Here is a 13,030-nt window from a genome sequence, read left to right as displayed (position 1 = left end):
GTGAGCGATCTGAGCACGGCCGCCTCGCTCCCGGGCGAGGTGGCCGGTCCCGGCACCGCCCTGCCCGTGGCACCGACCCCCCGCACCGCGGTGCGGGGCCGGTCGGTGCCGGGGTGGACGGCAGGCCTGGACATCGGGGGCACCAAGGTCCTGGCGACGCTCGTCGACCCGGACGGCGCGTCGCACGAGGCGGTCCGGATTCCCACGACGCTGGGACCGGAAGGCGTCGTGCGGAGCGCCGTCCGCGCGATCGGCGAGGTCGCGCGGCGCGTCGGCGCGGACCCGACGACGCTCGAGGGCGTGGGCATCGGGGTACCGGGTCTCGTCGACCCCGAGGACGGGTCGGTCACGCACGCGGTGAACCTCGGCATCGAGGGGGGCCGCTACCCGCTCGCCGAGCACGTGTCGCGGGAGATCGGCGGCGTCCCGGTCCGCACGGACAACGACCTCAATGTCGCCGCGCTCGGTGCTTCGCACCTGCGGGGGGCCGACGGGTCGGACCTCGCGTTCCTCGCGCTCGGCACCGGGCTGGCGGCGGGGATCGTCCTGGGCGGCGAGCTGCGGCGCGGCGTGAGCGGCGCGGCGGGGGAGATCGGGCACATCCCGATCGACCCGCGCGGACCGCTCTGCGCGTGCGGGCAGCGCGGGTGCGTCGAGGTCTACGCCTCGGGCTCCGCGCTCAGCGCCCGGTGGCCTTCGCGCCACGGGCGTCCCGCCCCGGCCGAGCTGTTCGAGGCCGCCGCGGCCGGTGACGTCGAGGCGCAGCGCATCAAGGACGAGTTCGCGTCCGCGGTGGCGAGCGCGGTGCGGATCCTCGAGCTCACCGTCGACGTCCGGCACGTCGTCCTGGGCGGCGGCGTGTCCGCCCTGGGCGAGCCGCTCCTTGACGCAGTGCGCGCCGCCCTCGTGGCGCAGTCGCGCACGTCCCCGTTCCTGTCGTCGTTGCAGCTCGCGGACCGCGTGTCCCTGGCGCCGCACGACGTCCCCGTGGCCGCGGTGGGTGCCGCCCTCGTCGGCCGTCGAAAGGAGTTCTGATGGAGGTCGTGATCGCCCCGGCGGGCGAGCTGGCGGTGCTGGCTGCGGATGCGATCGAGTCGTTGGTGCGGTCGCGGCCGCAGGCGGTGCTGGGTCTGGCGACGGGTTCGTCGCCGTTGAAGGTGTACGACGAGCTGGTGCGGCGGCACGAGGAGTCGGGTCTGAGCTTCGCGCGGGCGCGGGCGTTCATGCTGGACGAGTACGTGGGTCTGCCGGCGGAGCACCCGGAGCGGTACCGCAACGTGATCGAGACGGAGATCGCCTCGCGGGTGGACTTCGCCCCGGGTGCGGTGCAGGGTCCGGACGGTAACGCGGGGGACCTGGTGGGTGCGTGCGCGGCGTACGAGGCGGCGATCGCGGACGCGGGGGGTGTGGACCTGCAGATCCTGGGGATCGGGACGGACGGGCACATCGCGTTCAACGAGCCGGGGTCGTCGTTGGCGTCGCGCACGCGGATCAAGACGTTGACGGCGCAGACGCGTGAGGACAACGCGCGGTTCTTCGGTGACGACGTGGACCAGGTGCCCCAGCACTGCCTGACGCAGGGGTTGGCGACGATCATGTCGGCGCGGCACCTGGTGCTGCTGGCGACGGGCAAGGGCAAGGCGGAGGCGGTGCACCAGCTCGTGGAGGGTCCGGTCAGCGCGTTGTGGCCCGCGACGATCATGCAGATGCACCCGCACGCGACGGTGCTGGTCGACGACGCGGCGGCCTCGCGCCTGCAGCTCGCGGGCTACTACCGCCAGACGTACGCGTCCAAGCCTGCCTGGCAGGGCCTGTAACCGACGAACCGTTCCTGCGTCGTGCTGTTCCGCACCGGTCGGCCGACGTGCACCCAGCCGCCCGCCGGGCGCCGTGCTCCGCTGCCCCTGGAGCGCAGGCCCCGGCGGGCTCGTGCGTTCGCCGGGACGCTGCGGCCCACGCGTCGTCACCGGCGCGACGTAGACTGCGGACCATGACCGAACTCCGCGCGAGCACGCCCCCCGGGGGTCCCGAGGACCCTTTCCGGAACCCGTCGACCGAGCCCTCCACCGGTACCTCGACGGGCGTCCTCGAGCGTGAGGAGACCCACGAGCAGACCGAGCCGGGCGACCACGAACGCTTCGCGCACTACGTGCGCAAGGAGAAGATCATGGAGTCGGCGATGTCCGGCAAGCCCGTGATCGCGCTCTGCGGGAAGGTCTGGGTCCCGGGCCGCGACCCGAACAAGTTTCCCGTCTGCCCGACGTGCAAGGAGATCTACGACGGACTGCGCGACCCGCAGGACGGCGAGGGCGACTCCGGCAAGTGAGCGGCACTCCCCACCCGTCCGCACCCCGCACGTCCCGTCCCGGCCCGTCGACCGGATCGCCCCAGAGCCCGTCGTCGGCGGCGGCCTCCCACCTCTCTCCGGCCTTCCCGCGCCGCGCCCCCTGGGGTGCGGCGTCGAAGCTGCGCGCGTGGCAGGCGGAGGCGCTCGAGCTGTACCGCACCCGTGAGCCGCGCGACTTCCTCGCGGTGGCGACGCCCGGTGCGGGCAAGACGACCTTCGCGCTGCGCGTCGCGACCGAGCTCCTGGAGCGGGGCGTGGTGCGTCGTGTGACGGTGGTCGCGCCGACGGAGCACCTGAAGCACCAGTGGGCCGACGCCGCGGCGCGGGTCGGTGTGCGCATCGACCCGAACTTCCGCAACAGCCAGGGGCGGCACGGCGCGCACTACGACGGCGTGGCGCTGACGTACGCGCAGATCGCGGCGAAGCCGGCCCTGCACGCGGCGCGGACGACGGCGGAGCGCACGCTCGTCATCCTCGACGAGGTGCACCACGGCGGGGACGCCCTGTCGTGGGGCGAGGCGGTGCGCGAGGCGTTCGAGGACGCGACCCGGCGGCTGAGCCTGACCGGGACGCCGTTCCGGTCGGACACGGCACCTATCCCGTTCGTCGAGTACGAGCGCGGTCCGGACGGCATCCGCCGCTCCCGCGCGGACTACACCTACGGGTACGGCGACGCGCTGCGCGACCACGTGGTCCGTCCGGTGCTCTTCCTCACGTACTCGGGGCAGATGCGGTGGCGGACGAAGGCAGGCGACGAGGTGAGCGCCCGTCTCGGGGAGCCGCTCACGAAGGACATGACCGGCCAGGCGTGGCGGACCGCGCTCGACCCGAACGGCGAGTGGGTGCCGTCGGTGCTCGCGGCGGCGGACAAGCGCCTCACCGAGGTGCGCCGTGCGATCCCGGACGCCGGCGCGCTGGTCATCGCGACGGACCAGACGGACGCCCGCGCCTACGCGGGCCACCTGGCACGCATCACGGGCACCTCGCCGACGGTCGTCCTCTCGGACGACGACGGCGCGAGCGCGCGCATCGAGGAGTTCTCCGACGGCGACCAGCGGTGGATGGTCGCCGTCCGCATGGTCTCGGAGGGGGTGGACGTGCCGCGCCTCGCGGTGGGGGTCTACGCGACGTCGACGTCGACGCCGCTGTTCTTCGCCCAGGCCGTGGGCCGGTTCGTCCGGGCGCGCAAGCGAGGGGAGACGGCGTCGGTGTTCCTGCCGAGCGTCGGACCGCTCCTCGAGCTCGCGAACGGGCTGGAGATCGAGCGGGACCACGCGCTGGACCGACCGCTCACGGCGGAGGAGCAGGGGGAGGGCTTCGACCCGGAAGCCGCCGAGCTCGCCGCGGCAAATCGGGAGGACAAGGCGTCGGGCGAGCTCGTCCAGGGCAGCTTCGAGGCGCTGGAGGCGCAGGCGTCGTTCGACCGTGTCCTGTTCGACGGCGGCGAGTTCGGCACCGGGGCGGACGTCGGTTCGGACGAGGAGCTCGACTTCCTCGGTCTGCCGGGGCTGCTCGACGCAGACCAGGTGACGACGCTCCTGCGTCAGCGGCAGGCGGACCAGATGTCCGCCCGGTCGAAGAACGGCGCGGCGGCGGAGCGGCAGCGCTCCGAGCTGGAGCACCGTCGGGCGGCCGAGCTCCGCAAGGAGCTCCAGCAGCTCGTCTCGGCGTGGGCGCGGCGCAGCGGGCAACCGCACGGCACGGTGCACAACGAGCTGCGTCGGCGGTGCGGCGGGCCGGAGGTGCCGCTCGCCACGGCGGAGCAGCTCGACGCGCGGGTGAGTCTCGTCCGCGGCTGGTTCGTCGGCCGCACGTAGCCGCCCGGGACGTCTCGGCCGACGGGAAGTCTCGGCCGACGGGAAGCCTCAGCCGACGGTGTGCACCACCGTGGGGATCGCGGGGTCGCCGGCGGACAGGCGACGGGCGCCGCGGGGGAGCTCGGCGCGCGCCTCGAGGTGACGCTGGGCGGCGTTCTGCACGCCGTAGGAGCCGAGCCACCGGGAGTCCACGGCGCCGTCGACGACGAGGGGGACGAGGAGGGGGCGGACGTCGCCCTCCTCGGCCTCGGGGTCCCAGTCGCGCACGGCGAGGTCGTGCCCGGTGACGACGACCTCCTCGACGGCGCGCCCGTCGTCGCCGTAGCGGCGTGCGCCGACCTTGCGTCCGCCGGAGCTCGTCTTGGCCGTCGAGGCCTTGGCTACGGGTTGCAGCACCCCACCGGAGTTCTCGCGCGCGACGAGCTTGTAGACCATCCCGCAGGTCGGCGCGCCCGACCCGGTGACGAGCGCCGTCCCGACGCCGTACGTGTCGACGGGTGCGGCGGCGAGCGCGGCGATCGCGTACTCGTCGAGGTCGGACGTCACGGTGATGCGGGTGCCGCGGGCGCCGAGCGAGTCGAGCTGGCGTCGCACCTCGACGGCGAGCGCGCCCAGGTCGCCGGAGTCGAGGCGCACCGCGCCGAGCCCGGTCCCGGCGGCGCGCACGGCGTTCGTGACGCCGCGACGCACGTCGTACGTGTCGACGAGGAGCGTCGTGCCGGGCCCCTGGGAGGCGACCTGGGACGCGAAGGCCGACTCCTCGTCGTCGTGCAGCAGGGTGAAGGCGTGCGCGGCGGTGCCGATGGTGGGCAGGCCGTACCGGCGCCCGGCCTCGAGGTTCGACGTCCCGGCGAAGCCCGCGACGACGGCGGCGCGGGCGGCGGCGACGGCGGCCTCCTCGTGCGCGCGCCGGGCGCCCATCTCCAGGCACGGGCGGTCGACGGCGGCGCTGGTCATGCGCGACGCGGCCGACGCGACGGCGGAGTCGTGGTTGAGGACCGACAGCACGAGGGTCTCGAGCACGACGGCCTCCGCGAAGGTCCCCTCGACGACCATGACGGGGGACTGCGGGAAGAACACCTCGCCCTCGGCGTACCCGGAGATCGACCCGGTGAAGCGGTAGCCGGCGAGGTAGTCCAGGGTGCGCTCGTCGACGACCCCGCGGTCGCGCAGCCAGTCGAGCTCGGCGGTGTCGAAGCGGAAGTCGGCGAGCGCCTCGAGGACGCGGCCGGTCCCGGCGAGCACGCCGTACCGCCGGCCGGCGGGCAGTCGCCGGGTGAACACCTCGAAGAGGCAGTGGCGGTGGGCGGTGCCGTCGGCGAGTGCGGCCTGCAGCATGGTCAGCTCGTAGCGGTCCGTGAGGAGCGCGGTCGAGCGCCGGTGGGCGCCGCTGCCCGGGGCGGGGAGGCTCATGCGGACCAACCTAGGGCACGGCTGCGTCGTGACGGGTGGTGGCGTGCCCACGAATACAGTGGTGGCGTGACCGTGCTGCCCCCGACCTCCCGTCCCGGCGTCCCGTCCGCGTCCCTCACGGTGCCCGACGAGGCGACGCACGTCGACGCGGGTCTCGACCTGGCCGCCGACCGTCCGTGGGTGACGCTGGTGTGGAACGACCCCGTGAACCTCATGAGCTATGTGGCGTACGTCTTCGAGTCGTACTTCGGGTACGCGCCGCCGCGCGCGAACGAGCTGATGATGCAGGTGCACCAGGACGGCCGGGCGGTGGTGTCGTCGGGGCCGCGGGAACGGATGGAGGTCGACGTGCAGGCGATGCACTCGTTCGGGCTGTGGGCGACGATGCAGCGCGAGGACGCGGCGTGAGGCCGTTCCGCGCGGAGTCGCGCGGGTACGTGGCCGAGCTGGAGCCGTCGGAGCGGATCGTGCTCGCGCAGCTCGCGGGCGACGTCGCGCAGATGCTGCAGACGGAGGTGCCGGACGGGCCGGGTGCCGGTCCGGTGCCCGACGGCGCGTGGGTCCCGCCGGGCTGGACGGGCCCGGTCCCGTCGGCCGCGGGGCAGGGGCCGGTGCCGCAGGACCCGGCGGTGCGCCGCCTCCTGCCGGACGCGTCGGACGAGGACGAGGTCGCGCAGGAGTTCCGTCGGCTCACGCAGGACGACCTCGCCGCGCAGAAGGTGGGGCGCCTGGTCCTGCTGGGGCAGATGCTCGTGGACGGCGAGCCGGCGTCGGCGGCGCCGTTCGTGGTGCCGCGCGACGCGGCCCGGCGGGTCGCGGGCGCGCTGACCGACGTGCGTCTCGTGCTCGCCGAGCGGCTCGGCCTGCGCACGGACGCGCAGGTCGAGGGCCTGTACGACGAGCTGGACGCGGAGGGCGACGACGGCCCGGACCTCGACGGCGACGTGGAGGGCCGTGCCGCGCGCCGGTTCCTCGTGAGCGTGTTCCTGCTCTCGGGGCTGCTGCAGGAGTCGCTGGTGGACGGCATGCTGGCGGACCTGAGGGCGGGTCGGTGAGGCGCGTCGCCGTGGCGCGCCGGGGCGTTGTGGGCGCTGCCACACCGTGACGTCGGCCGCACGAGCGGTCGTCGCGTCCGGCCAGCACTAGGCTCGGGCGCGTGAACGACGCTCCCATCGGCATCTTCGACTCGGGCGTGGGCGGTCTGACCGTGGCGCGCTCGGTCCTCGACCAGCTGCCGAACGAGTCCCTGCTGTACATCGGGGACACCGCGAACGGGCCGTACGGGCCGAAGCCGCTCGCCGCGGTCCGGGCGATGGCGCTCGCGATCATGGACCAGCTCGTGGACGACGGTGTGAAGATGCTCGTCATCGCGTGCAACTCGGCGTCGTCGGCGGTGCTGCGCGACGCGCGGGAGCGGTACACGCAGCGGCACGGGCTGCCGGTGGTCGAGGTCGTCCTGCCGGCCGCGCGGCGCGCCGTGGCCGCGACGCGGTCCGGGCGCATCGGCGTGATCGGCACGCGCGCGACGATCACGTCGCGCTCCTACGAGGACGCGTTCGCGGTCACGCCCGGGCTGCACCTGACGACGCAGGCCTGCCCGGAGTTCGTGTCGTTCGTCGAGCGGGGGGTGACGTCCGGGCCCGAGGTGCTGGCCGTGGCGCACGAGTACCTCGACCCCGTGAAGGCCGCCGGGGTCGACACGCTCGTCCTCGGCTGCACGCACTACCCGCTGCTCACGGGCGCGATCTCCTACGTCATGGGCGAGGACGTCACGCTCGTGTCGAGCGCCGAGGAGACCGCGAAGGACGTGTACCGCACGCTCGTCGCGCACGACCTCGAACGGTCGCGCGACGCCGGCCCCCCGGCCCATCGCTTCCTCGCGACGGGCAGCGCGGCGCCGTTCGAGCACCTCGCGCGCCGCTTCCTCGGCCCCGAGGTCCTCACCGTGGAGGCCGCCTGATGCGCCTCGTCACGGTCGGCTGCTCGGGGTCGTTCGCAGGCCCGGGCTCGCCCGCGTCGTCGTACCTGGTCCAGGTGCCTGCGGCGCTCGCGGCGGCCACGGGCCACGAGGAGCGCGACTGGAGCGTCGTGCTCGACCTGGGCAACGGGGCGCTGGGCGCGCTGCAGCGGTTCGTCGACCCGCTGGACCTCGACGCGGTCGCGCTGTCCCACCTGCACCCCGACCACTTCGTCGACGTGTGCGGGCTGTACGTCTACCTGCGCTACCACCCGGAGCGCGGCTCGGCGCGCACGGGCGTGCCGTCGCGGCTGCCGCTCCTCGGCCCCTCGGGCACGGCGCGGCGTGTCGAGGAGGCGTACGGTGCCGAGCCGGGCGACGGGATCACGGGTGAGCTGGCCGTGCGGCCGTGGTCGCCCGGGTCGCCCGTGACCGTGGGGCCGCTCACGCTCGAGCCGTTCCGGGTGCTGCACCCGGTCGAGGCGTACGGGGTGCGGGTCACGGGCCCGTCGTCGGTGCGCCCGGGGGAGCGTGCCGTGCTGGCGTACTCGGGGGACACGGACGCGTGCGACGGCGTGGTGGACGTCGCGCGCGACGCCGACCTGCTCCTGTGCGAGGCCGCGTTCCACGAGGGTCGGGACGACGGCGTGGAGCGCGGCATCCACCTCACGGGTCGTCGGGCGGGGGAGGTCGCGACGGCGGCGCGCGCCCGCCGCCTGGTCCTCACGCACCTGCCGGCGTGGAACGACCCGCAGCGCTCGCTGGCCGAGGCGCGTCGGACGTACGCCGGCCCGGTCGACGTCGCGACGACGGGCGCCGAGTTCCTCGTCTGACCGTGGGTGCGGGGGATTCGTCGTCCCGCCCGCCCCCCGACGACGAATGCCCCGCACTCAGCGGGGAGGGGGTGCTCGGTAGGGTGGGCGCATGACCACCCCCGCACCCTCCGCGCCGGTCGCGCGCGCCGACGGCCGCACGCCCGACCAGCTCCGCCCCGTGACGATCACCCGCCACTGGCTCGACCAGGCCGAGGGCAGCGTGCTCGTCGAGTTCGGCCGCACGCGCGTGCTGTGCGCGGCGTCGTTCACCGAGGGCGTGCCGCGCTGGCGCAAGGGCTCCGGCGAGGGGTGGGTGACCGCCGAGTACGCGATGCTGCCGCGCGCCACGAACGAGCGCAGCCAGCGCGAGTCCGTCAAGGGGAAGATCGGCGGGCGCACGCACGAGATCTCGCGCCTGATCGGGCGCTCGCTGCGCGCGGTCATCGACGTCTCCGCGCTCGGGGAGAACACGATCGTCCTCGACTGCGACGTCCTCCAGGCCGACGGCGGCACGCGCACCGCCGCGATCACCGGCGCCTACGTCGCGCTCGCCGACGCCGTCGCGTGGGGCCAGCGGCACGGTCACGTGAAGTCGGGCGGCAAGCCCGTGCTCACCGACTCCGTCGCGGCCGTCAGCGTCGGGATCGTCGACGGCGTCCCGCTCCTCGACCTGCCGTACGTCGAGGACGTGCGCGCCGAGACCGACATGAACGTCGTCGTCACGGGCTCGGGGTCGTTCGTCGAGGTGCAGGGCACGGCCGAGCACGCGCCGTTCGACCGCGCCGAGCTCGACGCGCTCCTCGACCTCGCCGTGGGCGGGACCGCGCAGCTCACCTCGATCCAGCGCGCCGCGCTCGCGGCGGACGCGTGAGCACGGCGAGCACCGGGCCCGACGCCGCCCGGTCGCCCGAGGGCGCGCGCCTCGTCCTCGCGACGCACAACCGGGGCAAGATCGCCGAGCTGCGCGCGATCCTCGCGGCCGAGCTCGGCGCCCACCCGGGGGTCGCGCTCGCGCCGGACCAGGTCGTCGGCGCGGGGGACGTCGGTGCCCCCGAGCCGGTCGAGGACGGCGTGACGTTCGCCGAGAACGCGCTCATCAAGGCCCGCGCGCTCGTCGCCGCCACCGGGCTGCCGGCCGTCGCGGACGACTCGGGCCTCGCCGTCGACGTCCTCGGCGGCGCGCCGGGCATCTTCAGCGCCCGCTGGGCCGGCCGGCACGGCGACGACCTCGCCAACCTCGAGCTCCTCCTCGCCCAGCTGCGCGACGTGCGACCCGAGCACCGCGGCGCCGCGTTCGTGTGCGCGGCGGCGCTCGTGACCCCCGACGGGCGCGAGGTCGTGCGCACGGGCGAGATGCGCGGCGTCCTGCTCGACGCGCCGCGCGGGACGAACGGGTTCGGCTACGACCCGATCCTCGAACCGCTGGAGCAGCCGGGTGCGACCGACGGGTCCGCGGTGCCCCGCCGCTCCGCGGCCGAGCTCGACCCGGCCGAGAAGAACGCGATCAGCCACCGCGGCACGGCGTTCCGGGCGCTGGCACCGCACGTGGTCGAGGCGCTCGCCAGGTAGTGCCCGGGGCCGCGTCTCAGCGGCCGCCGAGGTCGCGGGCGCGCCGACGGCGCTCGGCGGGGCTCAGCACGTCCACGAGGGCGACGACGCCGCGCCACCCGAGCATCGTCGCCGCGAGGAAGCCGAACGACACGAGCTGGAACGCCGGTGCGACGCCCTGACCGGTGAGGACGCGCAGCAGGATGCCGAGCGCCCACGCGCAGCCCCAGACGACGACGCCCGTGGGCCACACCCGCCACGGGCGTCGCCACGCCCGCGTCACGGCCCAGCCCGCGGCCGCGCCCGCCGCGAAGGGCCACGCGACGTAGAGCAGGCGGACGACCCCCTCGCCCGGGGTGTGCGCGGCGAGACCGCCGGTCGCGAGCGCGAGGACGCACGCGGCGTCGGCCAGGACGGCGAGCAGCACGAGCGGGAGCCGCGGCCGACGCGACGGGGTGCGCGCGGCGGGGGCGAGGGGGCCGGGTGCGGTGCTCATGCCGTGACCGTACCTCTCCCGCGCGGCCTAGGGTTGACCCGTGCACCTCGCCGCCGACGACCTCGCCTTCGCCTACCCCGGTCGCCCCGTCCTCGACGGCGTGACCGTCCGCGTGGCGGAGGGCACCCGGCTGGGGGTGGTCGGCGAGAACGGGACGGGCAAGACGACGCTCCTGCACGTGCTCGCGGGCGACCTCGTCCCGAGCCGCGGCGAGGTGCGGCGCGCGGGCGACCTGGCCGTCGTCGAGCAGGAGCTCTCGGTCGGGCCGGGGCAGACGGTGGGCGACCTCGTGGGGACGACGCTCGCGGGCCTGCGCGCCGTCGCCGCGGCACTCGACGCCGCCGCACGCGACTTCGACCACGACGCGGGCGACCTCGCCGAGCTCACGGCGATCCTCGCGCGCGCCGAGCACCTCGCGGCGTGGGACGCCGACCGGCGGGTCGACGTCGCGCTCTCGCGCCTCGGGGCGTGCCGGGACCGCGACCGCGAGCTCGCGACCCTCTCGGTGGGGGAGCGGTACCGGGTGCGGCTCGCCTGCCGGCTCGCCGAGCGTGCCGAGCTGCTGCTGCTCGACGAGCCCACGAACCACCTCGACGCCGGGGGGATCGACTTCCTCACGGGCGAGCTCGTCGCGTGGCGCGGCGGCGTCGTCATGGTCACGCACGACCGCCGGCTCCTCGACGACGTCGCGACGCAGATCCTCGACCTCGACCCGGCGATGGACGGACGCCCGGTGCTCTACGGGCAGCCGGGCTACCTGTCCTACCGGTTCGCGAAGAACCAGGCCCTGCACCGGTGGCGGCAGCGCTACCGTGCGGAGCAGAAGCGCGCGCAGCAGCTCGCGGCCGTCCTCGACGCCTCGTACGAGGGGCTCTCCGACGAGTGGCGCCCCCCGAAGGGCAGCCAGAAGCACCGCCGCGCCACGCGCGCCCGCATCCACGTCAAGGCGGCCGACCGCCGCCTCCAGCAGCTCGAGGCCGAGGCCGTCGAGGTGCCCGTCCCGCCGCTGCAGCTCGTCTTCCCCGAGCTGCCCGCCATGTCCCCGGGCTGGGACCCGGCCGAGCCCGTCCTCGAGCTGCGCAGCCCCCGCGTCGGCGGGGGGCAAGGTGGCGGGCCGCGCCTCGACCTCCCGGGCACACGCGTCGCGCTGCCGCCGTCGGGCCGCCTGCTCGTCACCGGCCCGAACGGCGGCGGGAAGTCCACGTTCCTCGCGGCGCTCGCGGGGCTCGTCGGGCTGGACCGCGGCACGCGGTCGGTGGTCGACGGCGCGCGGCTGGGCGTCGTCGCGCAGGAGGGCCCCGACCTGCCGCCGGGCGCGGAGGACCGCACCGGGTTCGACGAGTACGCGCGCGAGGCGCTCGACCTGCTCGACGCCGGGCGTCTCGACCCGGACCACCTCGTCCCCGTCGCGTTCCTCGGCCTGCTCGACGATGCGGACCTCGACCGTCCGCTGCGGGAGCTGTCCGCGGGGCAGCGCCGCCGGTTCGACCTCGCGCGGGCGCTGCTCGCCGCGCCGCACGTGCTGCTCCTCGACGAGCCGACGAACCACCTGTCGATCGACCTCGTCGACGAGCTCACGCAGGCGCTGCGCGTGACGCCCGCGGCGGTCGTCGTGGCGACGCACGACCGCCGCATGCGCGAGGACCTCGACGACTGGCCGCGGCTCGAGCTCGGGGGCTGACCCGGCGCCCGCTCCGGGGCGACCGAGAGGGGGTTCCCGAGGTCAGGTGGTCGCCCGGCCCGGCGTCGGGACGAGGGCCTCCGCGAGACCGCGGCCCCAGGCGCGGGCGCGCCCCAGCTCGCCGTCGTCGAGCGGACCCTCGACGTCGCCGACGGAGAAGGACGCGGGGCCGTGAGCAGCCGGAACCCCGCGCGACGGGCCGCGTCGCCCTGCCGCGGCACGGCCCCCACCCACTCGCGCAGTCCCGTCCGCCGGTGCGACACGTCGCCCGTGGCACGCTGCACCGCGTCGGCGCGCGTCGCCGGGCGCGTCATCCCGAACGCGTGCCTCCGGGGCCGGCGGTGCCGCGGGTCAGGGCAGCCGGCCGACGAACGCCATCGCCTGGCGCAGCAGCACCCCCTGGCCGCCGCGCATCTCCAGCTGGACCTCGTCGCTGCACACCTGCTCCGGCGTCAGCCACGCGAGCTCCAGGGCGTTCTGCTGCGGGCGGCAGTCGCCCGACACGGGCACGACGTACGCGAGCGACACCGCGTGCTGGCGCGCGTCGTGGTACGACGTGATGCCCGGGGTGGGGAAGTACTCCGCGACGGTGAACGGCTGCGGCGACGCCGGGACCTGCGGCAGCGCGACCGGTCCCAGGTCCTTCTCGATGTGCCGCAGCAGCGCGTCCCGGATGCGCTCGTGGTACATGACGCGACCGGACACGAGCGCACGCGTCATCATCCCGTCGGGCGCCACCCGCAGCAGGAGCCCGACGGCGACGACGTCGCCCGAGTCGTCCACCCGGACGGGGATCGCGTCGACGTAGACGAGCGGGAGCTGTGCGCGGGCGGCCGCGATCTCCTCGGGGCTGAGCCACCCGGCGGGCCGGGGGTTCTCGTGCGAGAAGTCGTCGGGCGGAAAGTCGGCGGTGTCCGTCACGCCCCTGTTCTACCCCGCGACGAGGCTCGGGGCGA

Annotated in this window: 14 protein-coding genes; 11 read left to right on the top strand and 3 right to left on the bottom strand. The window is 75.4% G+C overall.

Annotated features, from left to right (window positions below):
- The 4 genes from LGQ04_RS07665 (at position 1) to LGQ04_RS07650 (ending at position 4,164) form a co-directional block, all read left to right on the top strand.
- Positions 1–1,035: an ROK family protein gene (locus LGQ04_RS07665; RefSeq protein WP_229243115.1), complete on the top strand. Its 1,035-nt coding sequence runs from the start codon at positions 1–3 to the stop codon at positions 1,033–1,035.
- Positions 1,035–1,817 carry a glucosamine-6-phosphate deaminase gene (gene nagB, locus LGQ04_RS07660; protein WP_229243114.1) on the top strand — a complete coding sequence of 261 codons (783 nt, stop codon included), beginning with the start codon at positions 1,035–1,037 and terminating at the stop codon, positions 1,815–1,817. The genes LGQ04_RS07665 and nagB overlap by 1 nt, the downstream gene beginning before the upstream one ends.
- A 173-nt stretch (positions 1,818–1,990) precedes the next feature.
- Positions 1,991–2,326, top strand: a complete 336-nt coding sequence (locus LGQ04_RS07655; RefSeq protein ID WP_229243113.1) for a DUF3039 domain-containing protein — start codon at positions 1,991–1,993, stop codon at positions 2,324–2,326.
- Positions 2,323–4,164: a DEAD/DEAH box helicase gene (locus LGQ04_RS07650; RefSeq protein ID WP_229243112.1), complete on the top strand. Its 1,842-nt coding sequence runs from the start codon at positions 2,323–2,325 to the stop codon at positions 4,162–4,164. The genes LGQ04_RS07655 and LGQ04_RS07650 overlap by 4 nt, the downstream gene beginning before the upstream one ends.
- Before the next feature lie 48 nt (positions 4,165–4,212).
- Here LGQ04_RS07650 and LGQ04_RS07645 read toward each other — a convergent pair whose 3' ends face one another.
- Positions 4,213–5,577: a nicotinate phosphoribosyltransferase gene (locus LGQ04_RS07645; protein WP_229243111.1), complete on the bottom strand. Its 1,365-nt coding sequence runs from the start codon at positions 5,575–5,577 to the stop codon at positions 4,213–4,215.
- A gap of 120 nt (positions 5,578–5,697) precedes the next feature.
- On the opposite strand from LGQ04_RS07645, the gene clpS reads away from it, so the two are divergent.
- From clpS to LGQ04_RS07615, 6 genes are all read left to right on the top strand, one after another.
- Positions 5,698–5,985 carry an ATP-dependent Clp protease adapter ClpS gene (clpS, locus tag LGQ04_RS07640; protein WP_229243506.1) on the top strand — a complete coding sequence of 96 codons (288 nt, stop codon included), beginning with the start codon at positions 5,698–5,700 and terminating at the stop codon, positions 5,983–5,985.
- On the top strand, positions 5,982–6,632 hold the full coding sequence (locus tag LGQ04_RS07635; protein WP_229243110.1) for a DUF2017 family protein: 651 nt from the start codon (positions 5,982–5,984) through the stop codon (positions 6,630–6,632). Before clpS ends, LGQ04_RS07635 begins: the two co-directional genes overlap by 4 nt.
- Before the next feature lie 101 nt (positions 6,633–6,733).
- Complete coding sequence (gene murI / locus LGQ04_RS07630; RefSeq protein WP_229243109.1) at positions 6,734–7,537, top strand: glutamate racemase; 804 nt, start codon at positions 6,734–6,736, stop codon at positions 7,535–7,537.
- Positions 7,537–8,367, top strand: a complete 831-nt coding sequence (locus LGQ04_RS07625; protein ID WP_229243108.1) for an MBL fold metallo-hydrolase — start codon at positions 7,537–7,539, stop codon at positions 8,365–8,367. Before murI ends, LGQ04_RS07625 begins: the two co-directional genes overlap by 1 nt.
- Before the next feature lie 91 nt (positions 8,368–8,458).
- The gene (rph, locus tag LGQ04_RS07620) at positions 8,459–9,220 is read left to right on the top strand and encodes a ribonuclease PH (RefSeq protein ID WP_229243107.1); all 762 of its coding nucleotides are present in this window, start codon (positions 8,459–8,461) and stop codon (positions 9,218–9,220) included.
- The gene (locus LGQ04_RS07615) at positions 9,217–9,918 is read left to right on the top strand and encodes a non-canonical purine NTP pyrophosphatase (protein WP_229243106.1); all 702 of its coding nucleotides are present in this window, start codon (positions 9,217–9,219) and stop codon (positions 9,916–9,918) included. The genes rph and LGQ04_RS07615 overlap by 4 nt, the downstream gene beginning before the upstream one ends.
- Positions 9,919–9,934: 16 nt before the next feature.
- Here the strand turns inward: LGQ04_RS07615 and LGQ04_RS07610 are convergent, their stop codons facing one another.
- Complete coding sequence (locus LGQ04_RS07610) at positions 9,935–10,393, bottom strand: DUF3054 domain-containing protein (protein WP_229243105.1); 459 nt, start codon at positions 10,391–10,393, stop codon at positions 9,935–9,937.
- 40 nt (positions 10,394–10,433) lie between these two features.
- Here LGQ04_RS07610 and LGQ04_RS07605 point away from each other — a divergent pair, with 40 nt between their 5' ends.
- Complete coding sequence (locus LGQ04_RS07605) at positions 10,434–12,074, top strand: ATP-binding cassette domain-containing protein (protein WP_229243104.1); 1,641 nt, start codon at positions 10,434–10,436, stop codon at positions 12,072–12,074.
- A 351-nt stretch (positions 12,075–12,425) separates the two neighbouring features.
- On the opposite strand, the gene LGQ04_RS07600 is transcribed toward LGQ04_RS07605, so the two are convergent.
- Entirely contained in the window at positions 12,426–12,995 is a 570-nt protein-coding gene (locus tag LGQ04_RS07600) for an NUDIX hydrolase family protein (RefSeq protein WP_229243103.1), read from the bottom strand.
- Positions 12,996–13,030 lie beyond the last annotated feature (35 nt).

The sequence above is a fragment of the Cellulosimicrobium marinum genome, assembly GCF_020551945.1.
Classification (GTDB): domain Bacteria; phylum Actinomycetota; class Actinomycetes; order Actinomycetales; family Cellulomonadaceae; genus Cellulosimicrobium; species Cellulosimicrobium marinum.
The sequence above is the reverse complement of the archived record's forward strand: the minus strand, read 5'-3'. Positions and strand labels throughout refer to the sequence as shown.